This window comes from Flammeovirga sp. AWQ4_249, from assembly GCF_056161045.1.
This window is the reverse complement of sequence record NZ_JBSWYJ010000068.1, coordinates 1-19,438: the sequence shown is the minus strand read 5'-3', so window position 1 is coordinate 19,438 and position 19,438 is coordinate 1. Positions and strand designations below refer to the sequence as shown.

The 19,438-nt window shown below is 31.9% G+C and carries 19 protein-coding genes; 4 read left to right on the top strand and 15 right to left on the bottom strand.

Features of this window, described 5'->3' with window-relative positions; translation table 11 throughout:
• Positions 1–87: 87 nt before the first annotated feature.
• Entirely contained in the window at positions 88–783 is a 696-nt protein-coding gene (locus tag ACXAHM_RS25105; RefSeq protein WP_474966604.1) for a LytR/AlgR family response regulator transcription factor, read from the bottom strand.
• Positions 780–1,562: a sensor histidine kinase gene (locus ACXAHM_RS25100; RefSeq protein WP_474966601.1), complete on the bottom strand. Its 783-nt coding sequence runs from the start codon at positions 1,560–1,562 to the stop codon at positions 780–782. The genes ACXAHM_RS25105 and ACXAHM_RS25100 overlap by 4 nt, the downstream gene beginning before the upstream one ends.
• Positions 1,563–2,057: 495 nt before the next feature.
• Here ACXAHM_RS25100 and ACXAHM_RS25095 point away from each other — a divergent pair, with 495 nt between their 5' ends.
• Positions 2,058–2,426, top strand: coding sequence for a hypothetical protein (locus tag ACXAHM_RS25095; protein WP_474966597.1), 369 nt, complete (start codon positions 2,058–2,060; stop codon positions 2,424–2,426).
• Positions 2,427–2,485: 59 nt separating this feature from the next.
• On the opposite strand, the gene ACXAHM_RS25090 is transcribed toward ACXAHM_RS25095, so the two are convergent.
• From ACXAHM_RS25090 to ACXAHM_RS25080, 3 genes are all read right to left on the bottom strand, one after another.
• The gene (locus tag ACXAHM_RS25090) at positions 2,486–3,682 is read right to left on the bottom strand and encodes a transglutaminase-like domain-containing protein (RefSeq protein WP_474966593.1); all 1,197 of its coding nucleotides are present in this window, start codon (positions 3,680–3,682) and stop codon (positions 2,486–2,488) included.
• Positions 3,683–3,798: 116 nt separating this feature from the next.
• Positions 3,799–4,980, bottom strand: coding sequence for a thioredoxin family protein (locus ACXAHM_RS25085; RefSeq protein ID WP_474966589.1), 1,182 nt, complete (start codon positions 4,978–4,980; stop codon positions 3,799–3,801).
• Positions 4,981–5,077: 97 nt separating this feature from the next.
• Complete coding sequence (locus tag ACXAHM_RS25080; RefSeq protein ID WP_474966586.1) at positions 5,078–6,115, bottom strand: type I restriction enzyme HsdR N-terminal domain-containing protein; 1,038 nt, start codon at positions 6,113–6,115, stop codon at positions 5,078–5,080.
• A 232-nt stretch (positions 6,116–6,347) separates the two neighbouring features.
• Here ACXAHM_RS25080 and ACXAHM_RS25075 point away from each other — a divergent pair, with 232 nt between their 5' ends.
• A complete protein-coding gene (locus tag ACXAHM_RS25075; protein WP_474966582.1) occupies positions 6,348–6,767 on the top strand; it encodes a hypothetical protein in 420 nt (139 codons plus the stop codon).
• Positions 6,768–6,800: 33 nt separating this feature from the next.
• On the opposite strand, the gene ACXAHM_RS25070 is transcribed toward ACXAHM_RS25075, so the two are convergent.
• From ACXAHM_RS25070 to ACXAHM_RS25025, 10 genes are all read right to left on the bottom strand, one after another.
• On the bottom strand, positions 6,801–8,420 hold the full coding sequence (locus ACXAHM_RS25070) for a BCCT family transporter (protein ID WP_474966578.1): 1,620 nt from the start codon (positions 8,418–8,420) through the stop codon (positions 6,801–6,803).
• A gap of 44 nt (positions 8,421–8,464) precedes the next feature.
• Positions 8,465–9,448, bottom strand: coding sequence for an NADPH:quinone reductase (locus ACXAHM_RS25065; protein WP_474966574.1), 984 nt, complete (start codon positions 9,446–9,448; stop codon positions 8,465–8,467).
• Positions 9,449–9,469: 21 nt separating this feature from the next.
• On the bottom strand, positions 9,470–10,270 hold the full coding sequence (locus ACXAHM_RS25060) for an SDR family oxidoreductase (protein WP_474966570.1): 801 nt from the start codon (positions 10,268–10,270) through the stop codon (positions 9,470–9,472).
• Between the two features lie 622 nt (positions 10,271–10,892).
• Positions 10,893–11,420, bottom strand: a complete 528-nt coding sequence (locus ACXAHM_RS25055; protein ID WP_474966567.1) for a hypothetical protein — start codon at positions 11,418–11,420, stop codon at positions 10,893–10,895.
• A gap of 70 nt (positions 11,421–11,490) precedes the next feature.
• Complete coding sequence (locus ACXAHM_RS25050; protein WP_474966564.1) at positions 11,491–14,091, bottom strand: leucine-rich repeat domain-containing protein; 2,601 nt, start codon at positions 14,089–14,091, stop codon at positions 11,491–11,493.
• A 49-nt stretch (positions 14,092–14,140) separates the two neighbouring features.
• Positions 14,141–14,965 carry a hypothetical protein gene (locus ACXAHM_RS25045; protein ID WP_474966561.1) on the bottom strand — a complete coding sequence of 275 codons (825 nt, stop codon included), beginning with the start codon at positions 14,963–14,965 and terminating at the stop codon, positions 14,141–14,143.
• 75 nt (positions 14,966–15,040) lie between these two features.
• On the bottom strand, positions 15,041–15,625 hold the full coding sequence (locus ACXAHM_RS25040; RefSeq protein WP_474966611.1) for a hypothetical protein: 585 nt from the start codon (positions 15,623–15,625) through the stop codon (positions 15,041–15,043).
• 11 nt (positions 15,626–15,636) lie between these two features.
• Entirely contained in the window at positions 15,637–16,011 is a 375-nt protein-coding gene (locus tag ACXAHM_RS25035; RefSeq protein WP_474966558.1) for a hypothetical protein, read from the bottom strand.
• A gap of 3 nt (positions 16,012–16,014) precedes the next feature.
• Complete coding sequence (locus tag ACXAHM_RS25030) at positions 16,015–16,668, bottom strand: hypothetical protein (RefSeq protein ID WP_474966556.1); 654 nt, start codon at positions 16,666–16,668, stop codon at positions 16,015–16,017.
• A 191-nt stretch (positions 16,669–16,859) separates the two neighbouring features.
• A complete protein-coding gene (locus tag ACXAHM_RS25025; RefSeq protein WP_474966554.1) occupies positions 16,860–17,351 on the bottom strand; it encodes a glutathione peroxidase in 492 nt (163 codons plus the stop codon).
• 234 nt (positions 17,352–17,585) lie between these two features.
• Here ACXAHM_RS25025 and ACXAHM_RS25020 point away from each other — a divergent pair, with 234 nt between their 5' ends.
• Positions 17,586–19,022, top strand: a complete 1,437-nt coding sequence (locus tag ACXAHM_RS25020) for a LysM peptidoglycan-binding domain-containing protein (protein WP_474966552.1) — start codon at positions 17,586–17,588, stop codon at positions 19,020–19,022.
• A gap of 253 nt (positions 19,023–19,275) precedes the next feature.
• Positions 19,276–19,438: nitrilase-related carbon-nitrogen hydrolase (locus ACXAHM_RS25015; RefSeq protein ID WP_474966607.1), on the top strand; the 163-nt coding region annotated here is incomplete at its 3' end.

Below are 19,438 nucleotides of genomic sequence, written 5' to 3'. Positions count from 1 at the left end.
GTGGTTATATTATTATTTACGTAGTAAAAAAGGGGATGATTATTTTTTTCATCCCCTTTTGTGAAATATCTTATTTCATGATAGTTTTTATCCTTCAAAAAACTGAACAACAACTTCACGGAAACTCTTACTTACTGGAAGTTCTTCTTTACCAATCTCCACTAATTCTCTATTGAAAGCTCTTACATGTTCCATATTGACAATAAAAGACCTGTGAATGCGAATAAATGAGGAAGGTAATTTTCCTTCAATTGCTGATAAGGTTTCTTTTGTTTTCCAAGTTGAGCCATTTATGCTATGAATAATAAGATAATCTGCTTGGCTTTCGATGTATTCTATTTCATCAAAATTGATCTTGTGATGTTTTCGATCGGCTCTAATAAATAAATAATCGCCCAATACTTTTTTAAAATCAAGAGGTGAAGAGGTATTCAAACTCTCAAATTTTTCTAATGCAATTCTAAATCTTTCAATTGCAACAGGCTTTAATAAATAATCAACGACATTCAAATCATAACCTTCAATAGCATATTCTCTGTAAGCACTAATAATAATTACTTTCGGAGGTTTAGCTAAAGAACGAAGGAAATCTAAACCAGAAATTTCAGGCATTTCAATATCTAAGAAAATAAGGTCTACTTCCTTTTGTACAATCTCTGTAAAGCCAGCTTGAGCATCAGAAGCTTCTCCAACTACTTCGTATCCTTCAAATTGAGAGAGGAAATTCTTAGTGATTCTTCTTGAAATAGGTTCGTCATCTATAATTAATACTTTTATACTCATGTCATTATTATTAAAGTTGCTCTAAAAAAAGTTTCACTTTCTTCGATTTGAAAGTCATGTTTGTAAGGATAAAATAAATTTAATCTCTTCTTTAAATTTTCTAGCCCAGTACCTCCATTAATCTTAATTTCTTTGTTTATTGGTTTACTATTTTCAACGATAAAAGTAAATTCATTTTCAACCAAGGTAGTACTGATATTTAAATATGCTTGTTGATTATTACTCTTTATACCATGCTTGAATGCATTTTCTACCATTGGAAAAAGGAGAAAAGGGGTAATTTTTAGCATAGAATCTTTTCCTTCAAAGAAGATATTTAATTCTAATCTTTCATCAAACCTTAGTTGTTCAAGAGAAATGTATTGTTGTAATAAATCTATTTCTTTTGATAATAGAACACTTTCTTCTTTGGATTGATAGACTAAATAATCCAAAAGCCCACTTAGTTGTAATAATATTTTCGGTAGATCATCTGATTTTTCTATAGCTAATCCATAAATGTTATTTAAAGTATTGAATAAAAAGTGAGGATGGATCTGCTCTTTTAGAGTATTTAATTCTAATTCTTTCAATTGATATCCAATCTCATACTTTTCCTTTTCCAATTGATGAATTTTCTCTTTTCTCTCTTGCTCATTTCTAATTTGAAGTAAAGCAGTATACATGGCAGTAATAAATAATTGAACAAACCAAAGCATGGAAAAATCATTGACGATTGGATTAAGATTCTTGTATTGTAAGCCAGCAAATAGGATAAAGGCACCAACGACTAACAACATTTGAAAGTTGGTGTTGATGATGATCGCATATAATAAATAGAGCGAAAACTTAAAATACCTTTTTTGAATCAAATACTTATTGATTAATTCAAAATTAAGATAGAATGTAAACCCTATTGTAAAAGGAAACCATACCAAACAAAAAGAAAATGTATTAAAGTAATCTTGATGAAAATGCCCCAAGAATAAGAAAGTAATAATAAAGGAACACCCCCAAAAGATGGTTTCAAAGGTTATTCGCTTGGCTAAAAAATTTCTGAAATTTGACATATTATAAATTTTCAGATTATTCTTGATAAAAAAATGGTTTGTCGATGTAAATTGACTATTTGTAGATAAATAACCAAATTTTGTAGATTAGCAGGAAGACTTGAATGTTCATCTCCCAATTTAGAGTTTTCTTCGATAAGATGAATACATCTACCGACTGTTTATTTTTTCAATTCCCTCATACTGTATATTTGGGTATCTTTAATTTTTAAACAACTAATAATTATGACTATTACAGAATTTTTTCAATGGGGTGGTATTGAAGCAATGTCAACTATTTCTTTCATAGGCATTTCAATGATCATTTTGTTGGTGATTCATATCTTTGGAATAAGCTTTGGTAAATTGACAAAAGAAAAATGCTTGAAAGGTGCCAACGAATTAGCAATTCTTTCATTGGTTATGGGTATTTTCTTTCAATTGATTGGTTTATTTGGTGCTTTTGAAGCAATTGAAGCTGCAGGGAGTGTTCCCATGGGTCTTTTAGCAGGTGGTCTTAAGGTGTCTTCAATAAGTACTTTGTATGGTATTTTTTACTTTATAATCGGTAAAGTAGCTATAATCATTATACGTCTAAATAGTAATGAAGCTTAAAGCAAAAAAGCCTTCTATTCATCGAGAATGGAAGGCTTTTTTACTTGTATAAATAGTTTTTAGATACTTTTATAAAGTGTAATCTCCAAAGGTTTTTCTTCAGTTACAATATCTTTTGTCACAGGTTGACCATTACTACTGATATAGGTTAAAGTATAATTTTCACCCTTTTCTATGAAAAATTGAAGAATATCATTCATGTCCTTTGTAGGTCCTGAAGTAGTGCCATTTTCTATTACTTTATTACCTTTTGATAGCGTAACAGTAGATGCTACTCTATTATCACTAATCAAAGTACATTCTTTGTTTTTAAACATTTTTACACGAACCGCAACTTTTCCATCTTGAGTGGCTCTTTTCGCTTCTTCTTCTTTCCAAAGTTTAATATAGCGATCTGTGACGTTATGAGCATGCACGTACTTAATGTTATAATCCCATACTAAAGGAAAGGTATATTCGGCGGGTTTCCATGACGAAGCATAGATCCAATTTTTTTGATCATTAGCATTTGCGGCACCGGCATCGGCTAAAAACCATCCTTTATTTAAACCTGAAGGATAATATTCGGTAAAGTACCATTCTCCATTTACCCATACCTCATTCCAATTGTGATTACCTTCTTTTAATGTCCAATTAGGTGTGCCTGCAAGACGAGAGGGAATACCTACAGCTCTAAAAGCATCAGCTAATAACACAGATAGACCAGAACATGATGCTAAGCCTTGATCGATAGATTCATAAGGGGATTGATCAGGCTTTTCTCTTTCCGTTGAATATTTTACAGAAACTACATCAATGATGGTATCATTCAATACTTTAATAGCTTCTTCCATTGTTTTGCAATCTTTGACGATAGGGGCAAAACGGTTGTAGAAATCTTGTCTCCAATCATCTCTTCTTTCATTCATTAAGGCATAGGGTAATACATCATTGAAAAAGATAGAATCAGGAACTTCATTTCCCCAAGCAAATTCATTTCTTGCCTTATAAGCCAAGTTGATATTATTGATAAGGTATTCTGCAGTTAAAGTTTTTAAATCTCTTTTTGGCATATAAGAGATAAGGAATGCCATACCATTTTTTTCATTAGTAGGAACTCCTTTTAAGGCTTTTTGAATCTCAACTTTATTACCTCCAGCGTGTTCTAATGCTTGATCTAATAAAGAATGATATTGTGGATCGATACCTTTATAACTATCAGTAGAACAACCGAATAATACGATAAAGCTTAATAATGATACAATAATGCGTTTCATAACTTGTAGGTCTAATAATTTTTCATCACATACTTGGCCTCAAATTACGAAACAATGCAACAACATGCGTGATTCCGCATGTTAGATCTTATTAATAATTGTTTATGCGTTTTTGATTATTCTAGATTTTCTAATTCTCTTAATATAGTATGTGCAAGCATAGCATGAACATCCTCTTTCTTTTCTAATTCAATCGCTTTTTCAGCATAGATTTTAGCTTGTTTATAGTCTTTATTTTTAAATAATAAACCTGATTTAGTTTCTAAATTCATACATGTTGGGTGGACTTCAATAGCAGCATTAATCCATACTAAACCTTGGTCTATTTTTTCTTTTTCATTAAAATAATGATAAACATTCCAAGCCCAGTTTCTGTATAAATAAGCTCGAACTTCAGGGTCACGATCACTTAAAACCTGAACACCTTTTTCCATTTTACTATAGGCAGTAGAATAATCATTGATACTAAAGTAAAATGCAGGATTATAAGCATAGTTCAAGGTTTCACCAACACGTCCAAGCTCTTTTTCTAAATGTGCCATTAGATCTTCCCAACCACTTATATTACGCTCTAATACATAAGGACGCATTGAAATTCTTGCAGAAGCATTGACAGTTTGAATGATTTCTTTTACACCATGCTCTTTTTCAATTTGCATTGCATGTTTGGCAACATATAATAAAGCTTCAGATTCTAAACCTAAATGGATAGTAGCTTCTTTTAAACCTAACCAAACTTTATCTTCTTCAATATTTTCGTCTTTTAATTTACTTAAGAACACAGCTAACATTTCAGGATCTTCATTAGCTGCTTTGTATGTCAAGTAAATATAATTAGCAATATACTCAAGGCTAGATTGCTTATTTACTTTCTTCTTTACTGTATATAGCTGATGTTCCGGATCTCTTGCCTCTTTTGATGATTTCAAAAAGACATCTGTATCCATATTCCCAACTAAAAGATGAAGTGGTGTGTTTTCGTTATTAAAATAGAGATAAGAAGGATAGATGTGGAGGTTATATTCTTCTACCAGTGCCTTACCTTCTTCGGTTTCAGCATCAATACCAATAGAGATATAATTTTGATTGTAATAATTTCCAACTTTTTTATCATTGAAAACATGATCATTCATATAATGACATGATTCACAAAAAGTAGTGTAAACACTAATGAAAACATCTTTATTTTCTTGTTTAGCTTGTTTTAATGCATCTTGGATAGTCAAGTTTTTAAATTGAATATCCTGTGCAAATACTAGGTTTGGTAGTAGTAATGCGATAAATAGTAGAGAACGCATAGATAATATTATGATAAGGTTGATAAAAGTGGTAAAATTCAACACTGAAAAGTAAAATAGGCTGAATTCTAATACTTAAAATACGAAATATTAATGATTAACGTCTTTTTTTACTTGGTTTTCTTTTAGAATTAGAGGGCTTTCTCTTTGAAAGGGATAAAATAACAGCAAAAAGAACGAACTGAATCGGTGAAATAGCCAATTGTGGCCCCATAAATAACCACATTTCATGGTTCATACTTTTGAAATGTTTCCAGTTCCACCATGCTAAAGAATATTCTGATCCAGCATACCAAACGGGAATAAAAAGGAAGAAACTAAGTAAAAGCACTTGTTTAGAAGTCAGACCTTTTTTACCCATATTTGGGATAAAACTGAATGCACTACCAAGGGATAAAGTAATGAACAAAGCAGTAAATGCTAAAGCATAATAGATCCATGAGAAATCCATACCATGATGTAGCCAAAGCGTATTTGATAGTTCTAATATCTTTTGCATATTGTTCATCGCAAGCTTAGTCAAGAGTGTCATAATGATCAATAACAATCCAGTATAGATGCTTGCATTTTGTACACTTTCTAGTTTAAATAAGCTTTGAATCCAGCGAACTGGTGACTTTAAAATCCTGTATAAGCCTTTTTTCAATGTATAGCCAAATCCATCAGCTCCATTAAATGGAGGAGGTGAAGGAATAACATTAGCTTCTCTTTCATTAATTTTTTCAGGGAGGACTTCATGATAAGCATTTTTATCACCATCAGTGGTCCATACAAATTTGGCTAAAGTAGCACTTGCATAAGAGAATCCTTGATCGATAGCACCATTAAAAACAGAATTTGGAACACCTTTCTTTTTACATTCTACAATCATAAAGGGTTGTCTTCCGGCTTGATCTGCATACGTGATAATATCTGCTTCTTTAGTTGCAGATCCCATTTTGACAGGGACACAAACACGAAGATTTTCAGCAGGGTATTCATGATCATAAATTAAAGAAAGATAGGTTTCCAACTGAACTTGTTCCTCTGGATTATTAAGAGATCGAGTTTTTGAATGTGGAAGATAGGTTACTTCATTCGTTTTGTTATTAATGAAGACAACACGGTCTTTCTTTCCTTTTGACAGCCACTTCATAAGAGAAAATGAATCTTAGATTAAAAAATATCTGATTTAATTGTTTTGCTAAATATAAGAGTAAATAAAGTTATTTTAAACAAAAAAAATGGATTTAAACTATTGAATAGTGTGTGATGTAAGTTTTAGTTAAATATTTTAACAATGTAAATCTTCTTAAAGTATCTGAATTGACTATTTATCAACGTTGAAGTTTTATAAATTGAATGTTTTTAATCCCTAATTTATTAACATGAGATTTTTTCTAATTATCAGTATTTTATTTTTAATCACTGAAAGTCATGTACTTGCTCAAGATTCAAACAGTGGTAACATCGAAATTTCAGGAAGTATTGGCCCAGCGTTTTCCAGTGGAAGTACCACATTTTATGGTAATGCAGAATTAAATTACTATTTAGCGGGCAATATGTCACTTACAGCAGGGTATGAATTTTTAAATAATGATCATTCATTAATTTTAGGAAACAGAATCTATATTATGCCAGACCTTCACTTTAGTATGAAAGGTGTATTAGTAAGTCAAACAGATTTTGCTCTTGGCGGTGGATACAGTCGAGGAATAGGAAATAATCTGGTCGCACAAGTTAATGGTGATTGGTATTTTGCTCGAAAGACTTTTGCATTGTCCTTTGGAATTGGCATTAGAATATAAAAAAAGGAGGGTTTCATCACCTTCCTTTATCATTTAATTTTCTTTTTTGATTTGATAAGATCGAATTACTAATTTCTTTTCAGTCGGCTCTGGAAAGTCTCTATGCAATGATTTGACTAAAGCGACAGCTGAAAGAATTCCAATAAATAAAATAGGGAAGGAGACAAGTAATAATACGGATTGCATTACTTTCATCGCTCCAATAAACATTAATGATATTGGTAAAGCAGCTAATGCAAAAGCCCAAAATAAACGATGTTTCCTTTCTGGATCTTCTCCTGCTTCTAGTTCTTCTGTTGCAGTTGAAGCAATAATATAAGAAGCTGAGTCATAAGTTGTCGCACTGAAAATTATACTTACTACACAAAATATACCAATTACAAATGCAGGAAATGGTAAGGTTTTGAGAGTTTGAATAATTGCTGTAATTCCGCCTTCTGTGGTGATGATATTTGCAATGTCAGCCGTTTCACTTAAGGTAACTGATAAAGAATAATTACCCATTACCATAAAGAAAAGCATACCACCACCTGATCCGTAGAATAACATACCAAAAATCAATTGTCGGATTGTTCTACCACAAGAAATTCTAGTGACAAATAATCCAACAAAAGGAGCATAAGCGATCCACCATGCCCAATAAAAAACAGTCCAATTTTCAACAAATTTAGAATCTGTAAATGGATCTGTCCAACTTGCCATTGTAGCAAAGTTAGAGATCATAAATCCAAGACTGCTGATACTTGTTTTTAAGATAAAAACAGTTGGACCAGCAATTAAAATAAAGCCTACTAATACCAATGAAAGTCTAATGTTCCAATCACTAAGTATTTTAATGCCTTTTGATAATCCAAAATAAGTAGAAATTGAGAAGATTGTTACACAGAATAGAGCAGTAATCACCTGTAATTGGAAATTATCCTCTAATCCAAATAAATGACTGAATCCTGCTGAGATCATAGGAGTTGTTACACCTAATGAATAGCCTGCTCCTCCCAACAAACTGATGATAAATAATATATCAACAATTTTGGCAATAGGACCTTTGATTGCTCTTTCACTTAATATTCCATATAATGAAGTACTTAACCTTAAATATGGGACTTTCTTCACATAAAAGGGATAAGCTATCGTAATTGCAGGAAGACAATAAATAGCCCATGCAATTGGTCCCCAATGGAAAAGCCCCATGCTACTAGCCCATTCAATAGCACCAATACTCCCGGCTTCTAAACCATGTGGAGGAGTGTTGTAATAATGTCCCCATTCAATGACAGCCCAATACATCATACCTGCTCCAACACCGGTACAGAACAACATACCCGCCCATGAAAAATCTGAAAACTCCACTTTGTCCTCAGCAGCACCTAGTTTTACTTTTCCAAACCTTGAGTAAGCTAGCCATATTAAAAAACCAAATACCATCATACCTGATAGGATATAAGCCCAACCAAAATTTTCAGAAATGGAAGTGTACATGTTTCTTAAAAATAGTTCTACTTTATATGGCGTGAGCATCATAGGTAAGCAAGTACCTACCATGATGATTACTGCAGTGATAAAGCTTTGTTTATCCACTTTCTGTTTTTTCAAGGGTGAATTTGTTTCGTTAATATCTCTATCAGGCTGAATAGTATTTGATTTCGTGGTCATTATTAAAAAATTTTGTTTAAAAAATTGAGTGATTAAAGATTTATTTAAAGCTTAATCACTACTGCACCTCTTACTTTTCCTTCTTCAATTAATTCATGTGCTTTAGCAGGTTCATTGAATGGAACTACTTCTGCAATTCTATGAATTAATTTATTCTCTTCCAGTGCATATGTAATATCTTCTATTGCTTGAGTTTTTGCTTCTTCAGGCATAGCATAAACAATGACAAAATGTAAAGTCAGGTCTTGATACATCATTTGAAAAAATGGGAGTTCTGGGTTTTTAACTTGCATAGAAGAGTAAGTAGAAATTGTTGCCCCAATTTTTACTACTTTAAGCATCGTTTCTAAATTAGCACCAAACTCTACATCAATAACTCGGTCAATTTGTTCTCCACCATTAGCTGAAAGGATACGGTCACTAAAATCATCTGCTCTATGATTTACAACTGCATCAGCACCCGCCTTGTTACAAGCTTCAACATCTTCAGCGTTAGAAGCAGTTGCAATGACAAATGCTCCTCCCATTTTTGCCCATTGGATAGCGTAAAAGCCTACACGACCTGCTCCACCAGTGATAACGATACTTTTACCTTCTACATCTCCATCACCAAAAACACATCTATGTGCAGTCATCACCGGAATACCTAAACATGCTCCAACTTCGAAGGATGCATTTTGAGGAAGTGGAATCGCTCTATGAGCATCTACTGAAATATATTCGGCTGTAGTTCCAAGTAAACGGCCATATTGTGCTTGATATAACCAAACTCTTTCTCCAATTCTAGCTGAAGAAACACCTTGACCAACTGCTTCAATCACTCCAGCACCATCAGAGTTCGGTATAACATGTCCATTGTCTAATAAAGTAGGAAATGAACCTGCACGTTTTTTTACATCCGATGGATTTACACCTGAAGTATGTACTTTTACTAATACCTCTCCATGACCAGGAGTTGGCTTTTCAACTTCAGTAATTTTTAATACTTCATTGGCAGGGCCAAATTTTGAGAAAGTGACAGCTTTCATAATTATTATATTTGTTTAATGTTATACGTCTAGCCAATTGCTGAGGCCTTCTGTATGACCATCCACTCCAATTGCTTGACCTGAAATATTTTTACCAAGGTCTGATACTAAAAAGGTAACCATATTTGCTACATCTTCAGCTTCTACAAAAACACGCATAGAGCTTTGTTTTTGATAAACCTCTTTAATTTGTTGGGGAGACATTCCTCTGTGAGAAGCATCGTTTTCTATTACTCTTTCTATTCTAGGTCCATTGACAGAACCAGGACAAATAGCATTAACTCTAATGTTACTTGCTCCTAATTCCATTGCCCAAGTTTTCGTTAGGCCTATCATTGCCCATTTAGAGGCTGTATAAGCACCTCTTTGAGGGAAACCAAAGAAAGCTGCATTGGAAGCAATATTAATAATTGACCCACCATGAACTTTTAAATAGGGGACAGCATAATTAGTACAATAAAATTGACCATTTAAATCTACATTAATGCATTGTTCCCAAGCCAAAGTATCAACTTCTCCAATTATAGCTGTAGGTCCAGCAATACCTGCATTGTTGATTAAAATGTCCAATCGGCCGTATATTTTATTAATTTCATAATAAATTTTTGTGACATCACTAACATTAGAAATGTCAGCGACAATTCCTTTTGCATTTGGATTTTCAGTCAAAAATTCATTTAAAACATGCTTGTCGATGTCACATACAAAAACATCGGCACCAACGGAGAGTAACGTTTGTGAGATAATTTTACCGATACCAGCAGCACCAGCAGAGACAAACGCCACTTTTCCTGATAAATCAAAAGAAAGTGTATTGTTCATCTTAAGTAATAGATTAAGAATGAGAGTGTTAAAGTTTATGAGATATATAAGTATAACCGCCTCAGAAGTAGAGCCTTCCTAAAAAGAGATGTGAATAAAAATGCGGCGTAGTTCTCATAAGAGTGAAATAAGTGTTGTTTTAACCAATATTACTCAAGATTTATGAAGTTCGCAAGGATAAATATGAAAAAAATTAGGTATAACCTAACATTCAAAAAAATAAGGTGTTACATAATATAACACCTTATTGATTTTCAATTTCTTATAATAATCTATTTCAATAAATTTTATATTCTTTTTTCAGCTTGTTCAACTGATTTATAGCATTCGGTTCCTCTTAACAATGTTCCAGAAATATCTTGAATTTCATAATTGTTATTATTGAGATAGCAAGGGGGAAAGTAATGACAATTCTCCTTTTTCTGATGTATAGCTTATTAGCTTTGAGAAAAGCCCATTTCAAAAAGGATTTGTAAATTTTATTCATACATAAGTAATTTTCATACTATAATAAACGATAAAATGATCCTCTTATATTTGTGAAATTTTATACATTTAATTTCATAATCCGATTTTTGATATAAAAAAAGGATAAATTTTTCAATCTACCCTTCAATATTGTCTATTCACCTTCTTCAGGTTCTGGATAATCATCCAAAGAATTAATGACAGGAGGTTCATCTTCATAAACTTCTACCTTTAATCCATCCTCTTCGGAAAGTCTTATTTTCAATTGATTGTCATTTTCAAAAACAAGAATCATCTCATCATTTAGATAAAAGTCGTCTTTGATTTTAGATAGTTTGACTTGAGAGATTGTTTGATGAAGAACGTCAGCCCAAAGGTCCATACGTACTACTCTAAAACTCTTGATGTCAATTTTACCTTGAAACTGTTCTAAAAGTTTCTTTCGTTCTTCTACAACATCAAAGATCACGATCTTGATCCCATCGCTTTCTTCACCTGCCGTAAATGTTAATCTAGTTTTATCCTCAAAACGAAGTTCTAACCAATCTAAACATTGATATTCTTCGTCGTCTTTGGCAATATTACTCCAAACATGATAGATCACATCATTGATTTTAGCACCTACTAAATTCTGTAATGTTTTGATCTCACTTTCTTGAAACTTTTGAATTTCTCCTTCCATACTGTAAAGAAAAAGCCCTTGATTCTGATATCAAAATCAAGGGCTAATATTTTTATAATATTGAGTACTATTAATAAAAATCAACCATTACATTAGGCATGCTGCTCTTGAATGCATCTACCTTCTTCTGGTTTAATTTAGTTTTATAGCACTTTAAAGTTTTCAATTTTGGTAATCCCATTAAAGGTTTCAAGTTATTCACCGAAGTATTGTAGCATTCAAATACCGTCAAAGACTTCATATTGGTAACATAAGAAATATTTTTCACCTTAACGATACCTGAAACTTTCAATTTCTCCAGTTGAGTTAAACCTGATAAAGCATCAAACTTAGTAACAATTGTATTTGAAATATTTAATTCTTTCAAACCTTTTAAATTGCCAATAGGATTGATATCTGAAACAGGAGTATTGTCACAAGAGAATTTCTCTAAAGTTGCAATATCTTTAATTGGATTTAAATCAGTAATTCTAGTGAAAGAAATGTTCAATGCTTTTAATTTATAAAGCATCGATAAAGGCGAAAGATCTCTGATATCCTTGTGATTACTTAAGTCTATATCTTCAATAATATTGATCTTATGTAATTCAACTTTTGTAGGAGTATCTCCTTTAATTTTAACTTTATTGTCAAATTCTTTTTTCCAGTCTTCACTTAAGCCACTCCACCAAGTAGTTAACTTCGCAGTTCTAAAGATCACTAAAGCTTGACTTTCTCTTGAAAAATTAATGATAGTTGCTTCACTACATTTTGTGTTATCCGCTTCTAATACTTTTAAGGAAGTTGATTTTTTCAATGAAGTAATACTACTAACAGGAGTGTCATTGATATTCAAACGAGCTAATTTTCTTAAATCGCTTAGTGGATCAATATTACTCACTTTTGTTTTATCAAGATTGACCTTCTTTAATAACTTTAAATTCGCTAATACTTCAATAGTTGTAACATTCGTATTAGAAACGTCAAGTGTATTTAAATTAGGACAGCTTTTTAAGGGATCAAGGGAAGTAATTCCAGTATTTGAAGCATTTAGTTTTTCAAGATTTACCAAGAAACTTAACGGTTCTAAGTTGACAATACCATCTTGTGATGCAATATTGATTTTCTTAATATTCGCAATTTGCTGTAGTTGCTCTTTTTCTGGAGTACCACTTAAATCAGCTTCTTTTAATAGGATTGTTTTCCAAATTTCTGGTAAACCTGACCACCATTCTTTCAATTGTTCAGATCCGTAAATCACCAAAGTTGATGGGTGATTTCTCATATAATCTTGAGCAATTTGAGTATTGATACCAGTGCCATCACAATAAATACGATCTAGTTGCTCCAATTTTTTTAGAGGAGACAAATTACTGATTTGTGTATTGTCTGCTGATAAAGTTTTTAAAGCGGTTGTTGTAGACAACGAGGTTAAATCATTAACAGGAGTATTGTCGATTGTCAATTGCTCAAGATTAGTCAATCCCATAAGTGCATCAATAGAAGCTACTTGAGTATTTGAAATATCTAAAGAGCGAAGAGACTTACAAGAATTTAATGGGTCAATTGAAGTGATTTGAGTATCATTTGCCCAAACTACTCTTAAATTTTCTTGATTTGCTAAAGGTGATAAATCTGAAATATTTGTATTATAACAATATAATTCTTCTAAACCTTCAAAATTTTCAACAACACTGAGATCTTCAATCTGCGTATCATTGATCATTAAAACTTCTACGTTTGTACAATAAACCAATGGATCTAGTGAATTAATACCCGTCATTTCACATTTCAAACGCTTTAAGTTTGTCAAAGTTCTGATAGGTGATAAGTCATTTACACCCGTTCCAGAAATATTTAATTCCTCAAGGTTTCTCAATTTACTTAATGGAGTAAGATCAAGAATTTCAGGGTTTAATGAAACATCCAATTCTGTCTTAGAAAGGAAATTATCAATGTATTTGTAAATACTTTCGTCAATTGCAACAGTGCTATCATGCTTCGTGATCATCACTGAATCAATAATAGATACTACTTCATTTAGAGGTACATTATTCTTTAAAGTAATATCACTTCCTACAATATTTCTCCAAGTATCGTCCAACTTATTCCACCAAAGTGCCATGTCTTCCTTTTGACTTAACTTCGTAGTATAAATTGAAGCAATTTTAAGATCAAGATCTTCTGGATTAAGGTTGATTTCAACATAACGTTCCATAGAATTGTCAATCGTATCACCATCAACAGTAATACCTTTTAACTTTCTTGTCATCGTTACTGTAAAGTATAAATCACCTTCAGGAGTTACACTATGAGCGATGTTTTCAATAATGAATTCAAAATCAGCTTCTTCAAAAAAGAAATCGACATCTTTAAGATAAGCTTGAACATCCTTATTTGAAACCACTTGACGATTAGGATCTAAATCATCTTCAATTTGAGTTTTATCTGAGGCAAAAACCTTCAAATAAGTGTCATTGATGATGATTCCTTTTTCATGATTTGTATAATCCTGACCAGCAATGTCGTTCAACATGCCCTGTAAATACATTACTAAATCTTTAGCTTCAGCTTTATATTCAGTCAGTTTTTCTGCAGGTATTTCTTTTTCCGTATTTTCCTCTTGTGCAAAAACCTGCGTTGAGAAGAAGGATGTTGAAATACATAATAAAATAAGATACAGCTTTCGCATCTCTTTAATATATTTTAGTTCAAATATTCTAATTCAACCGTAGATATCGTTACTTAATATGAAGTACGTATCTTCTCATTGTTTCCATATCATCAATTTTCAGTGGCATTAATGAAGAAATTAACCATCCAGAGTTGTAAGAATCTCTTTCAAACTTTTCAACAGTAAAATACCATCCATGAATTTGGAAAATATGGAATTTAATATGTTCAACGGTTACAAACTTTAAATCTCCGGTCTTAATTAAGTAAAACAGAATACTTGTGTAATCAGTTTCAAACCCCTTTGAAGCATAGTCTTGTAACTCGTCTGTATCACCAAATGCTCTATGTAAATTCATGAAATCAATTTCATGACTCATTGGGTGAAGGAAATTTCTTTTCGGATCGTTGTTGTCAAATAAAGCACTCCACTCTTGGGAATAAACATGTGAAATTGCCCATTTATATCCTAAGCTATCTTGTTCTAGATTAAGATATAAAGTAACATTCATGTTTTTGCCTTTATATAAGAATCGTGTATTGACTTCAGCGAAGTACTCACCATCGTGCTTTTCGATATATTTAGGAGCCTTTTTATTCGTTACATCCTCAATAAATTCTTTTTTTAATTTATGAGAGATGTTCGTGTTTTGGCCATCAAATAATATCTCTAAATATTTTTTTCTATAGGTGTTTTCTCTGAATTTGTAAGAGCCAGTTGGGTAGGGTCTCCCGTCTTTATCCTCTTCATTGTTGAATCGTTTAATAAACTGAGTAAATTGTTTTGTCTCAGCATATAATTTTGATTCATCTCCAGTATAATTCCCAATGGTTTGAGAGAAAGAGATTTGCCAACTCGTCAGCAGAAAAAATAGAATTAATAACTTTTTCATGTATAAGAATAGAGCTTGATTAATATAACATTACTATAATATCATACCAATCAAGCTTTATGAGTACTTAATTTCTTAACCTTTTTTTGTTTCAGAAACTCTGATGTCACCTAATAGTACATCCCAGAAGCCAATTTCTCTACCACCAATTTGAGTAGTTTTACGCTCCACGTATACAGTGATATCTTTCTTAGTTACATCTTTGTAAACTAAACCATCTTCTGTAACACCTGTAAATTTTTGGTAAATTGTAATAACACCAACATATCTACCATCAGGTTGTTTTTCAAGATCAGAAATGTACTGAATATCGAACCAGTCGATTTTAACAGTCTTATAATTAAGTTTATTTAAACGCTCTAAATACTTACGGATACCGAAATATCTCACTTGGTTTTTACCTAAAGTAGAAACACCCATTTGAGCATCTTCAACGAATAATTCTAAAGCTCTTTCAATTACTCTGTTTGCTTCAGAGAAAGAAGTCTCTTTATCACCAATTTTGCTGATATATTTACTTAAATCGTGTACTTTTTCTAATGCTAATGAGTCAATGGCAGCCTTACGAGCAGGAGGCATTGGAGGCTCTGGTTTTTGTGCATCTTGTGCAAAAGCTTGAAAACTGATCAAGCAAATAAATAAAAGACTTAATTTTTTTATCGTGTTCATAATTAAATGATTTCTAAGATTTTTAATCCTGTAACTCTACCTTTTTTATCAATCCCTTGGATATCCTCAGCCTTTATTATAATTCCGTTTTCAGGCATTTTACTAATTCTGAAAAAGTATTTACGAGGGCTGTATTGTTTATCTTCCGCTCGATTCCCAAGATATTCAACATTGATTTTAGCTTTCGGAGAAAAATAATCTGAAGCTTGATCAATTAAACGACTTACCTCAAATGCTGGAGTGTCACGATCAGAAATATCTTTAAGGATTTCATTTAGTTCTACTGCAATATTTTCCTTCTTTTCAGTTTGAGCTTGAGCTTCACTTACTAAAAGAATGAACAGTAAAATCGGGAATAGAGATCTTAAAGGATTCATAAATTACTTTTTCTTTAAAATAAGTTCAGTGATTTTACCGTTTGCATCCTTCTTAAATTCTTTGATTTGGTCAGGATTACGTTTCACGTCCTTAAGATATTCTAAATATTTTTGAGCTGTTGTAGGCTTGTCGTAATCTACAATATCACCGTCATTGTAAATTTCGATCAATACAGGCACGTCTGGAGAAGCAAATAAAGATAATGCCTCAGTGATCATTAAGTTGCCTTCTTGAGTAGAGCCAGAACCTGCAATATTATCTAATAAGTAATAGATATCTCTTTTTTGAGCTTCTTCTACTTTTTCTTTTTCAGCTTCTTCTTTTGCTTTTTGCTCAGCAGCTAATTTAGCTTCAAGAGCAGCACGTGCATCTTTTAAGTTTTGCTCAGCCTTTCCAATTAATTCTTTTACCTCAGCATCTTCCAAATTGTAAGACTTGATTTCTGCAAGACGAGCTTCATCTTTAGCCACTTCATCCAATGATGTATACTCCTTATTAACCATCGCTTTAAGATCAGCTTGAGCTTTATTAGTTTTTGCTAATAATTCAGCTGCAGCCTGCTCTTCAGCAATTTTCTTTTGACTTTTACATCCCGTGAATGAGATTGAAAGAATCAACGCCATGAATAAGGCAGTAAAAATTGATGTTTTGTTCATTTTTGATTTTTGTTAATTATTCCATTTTGAAATTTTGCACAATTTATGGCATTCTCATGAATAAAAAATGATTCTTGTAAAGAAGACAATTAATATTCACGTTTCATTTACATAATTTAAGATAAACAAACGGAAAATATTAAAAATCATTACTTTTCAAGAATCATATAAATCTATTTTTGAAAGTAGGACTATAAAATTTTGGCAATTGCTGAATCAATTTCTTTTGGTTCAACATTTGGAGCAAAACGTTGAATAGGTTGACCATTTTTATCAATTAAAAACTTTGTGAAGTTCCATTTAATTGCATTAATTAAAGTTCCTGGTAAAGCTTTTTTTAGATATTTATATAAGGGGATTGCATTGGAACCATTGACATTAATTTTTTGGAATAACGGGAAAGTAACGCCATAATTCAATTCACAAGTTGAAACCATGTCTTTGTCATCTACTGGTTCTTGGCTTGCAAATTGATTACATGGGAAGCCTAAAATAACAAGTCCTTGTTCCTTATATTTTTCATATAATGCTTCTAATCCTTTGAATTGAGGAGTTAGACCACATTTTGTAGCAGTATTTACTATTAACAAGGTCTTACCTTCAAAATCTTTTAAACTTATTTGCTCACCTGCTGTATTATTTACAGTAAAATCATAAATTTTTGCTTGTGTTGTAGAAGTCATCTTTATAGTATTAAAATTAGTTATTCTTAATTGGTGAAACTGATTCACTTCCATTCTTTTACAAAGATGAACATATAAAAGTGAATACCCAATCATATAATTAGATTAACCTTTTATTATATATTATGTTTTAAAAAATATCATTTTTACTCAAGTGATTTAAAGAAAAATCCATAGATTAGATGTATCAAAACATTTTACTCTTTTATAGGCAGCATTTCACTTTTTTGATATATGACAATACAAGAGCTTCAAGACCGCTATCAATTTAACCGAGAAACACCGATAGTAATTGGTGACAGATGTAAGGTTTTTTATGGTAAACTAGAGGAGGATGCAGTGCTCATTATTTCTGATCTTTCCCCAAGAGTTATTGTTTCTGAGCCTGTTGATTCTTTTGAAGCAGGAGCTACATTTTCATTTGAAGGTAACTCAGAACAATCTGATACTTACGTTTTTGGTTCAAACCAATATACTATTCGTATGTTGGACAACTTTTCTGAAGAAATTCAGCAAAAGGTGAATCAGATAATCACAGAAAAAGATGAAGATACATTACGTCAATATGAAAAGGAGTTATTATCTAATTTACAATTACCAGAATTAGATCGAACCCAAAAGTTATTGGATATAAAGAGTTTATATAAACAAGGACTCTACGACGAAACTTTTAAGGCTATTGCTTATGATTATGCCGATGATTTGCTACTAGATGGCGATACACTTTATCTTCTTGGAGACATGTGTGAAAAGGGGATGGGTACTTTTAAGAATGTTCATCAAGCAAGGCAATTTTTTGCTAGAGCAGCTGAGGTAGGTGTAACCAATGCCCAGAAAAGGGTAGAAATGATCGATGAAGAATTAAATAGATCTAAAAAAGAAGAGGTTAAAGAATCTTCTTCTAAACCTCAGGAAACTGCAACGAGTAGATTAAAAAGAAAGACGGGACCTATTAATAGAAAAAAAGGTTTATCTAAAAAGAATAAATTAAGATATACTATTATAGGATCAGCTTCATTTGTATTAGGCTTGTTTATTTCTTCCATATTTAGTCTTTTACTTTCATTGGGAGGCAATTCTAATGATTCAGTAGAAACTATTGCGGAAGAGACAACAGAAGAAGTGACTGCAAGTCCTTCTATATTAGCATATAATAAATTAGAGTCAGATGTATTAAAGCAAATGGCCGACTTGCAAAATTATCAACATGCAACTAAAAAGTTGACCGAAGCAATTACTATGATTGAACAAGGTCAACGTACAAATACATTCACTCCGACTCAAGTAGCTCGTTTGGATCAGTTAAATGGTTTTATAATGGGACAGCTTTCAGCAATGAAAGACAATAAGAAAGAAGATTTTTGGTTTATGCATTCAAGTAAAGCAGGTGAGACTGTGATCAGTGTTGCAAATCATTATAAGGTACCTGAAAAGAATGTATTAGATGCTGAAGGAAAAGCATTCTCAATGGATAGAATATTAAAAGATGGAGAACAAGTTAAAATAGGAGTTCCTGCATTGTTCTTTAATCATAAAATTTTACCTGGAGAAAGTATTGGAACAATTGCCAATAAATATGATATTCAACCAGCAGATATCCGAAAATTAAATAATTTGGATTCTGATGTGATCCATCCTGGACAAGAACTACGAGTTTATATAAGAGAATAAACTCAAAAAAATAAAGTTTATAAAATTGTGATAAATAAAAAATGAACCCTTAATGCATAATTGAGGGCTTTTTTTTGTCTCTAATACTAAAAATTAATTTTTTACTAATTTTACTAATTTTTTTACCAGCCGTTGTTGATAGTACCCACTACTTTTGTAACATAATCAATAAACAAAAAGAGAAAATTAAACGCTTTCATCTCTTTTAAATATAAAAAAACAACAATTATAATTTTATTAATACAACAACACAATGAGAAAAGTTACAGTTTCAGCAACACAGACAAGCTTTACATGGGACAAAGAAAATAACCTTGAAAAAGCAGAGAAATTAGTACGTGAGGCAGCATCAAAAGGTGCTCAAATTATTTTATTATCTGAATTATTCGAAACACCTTATTTCTGTTTACAACCAA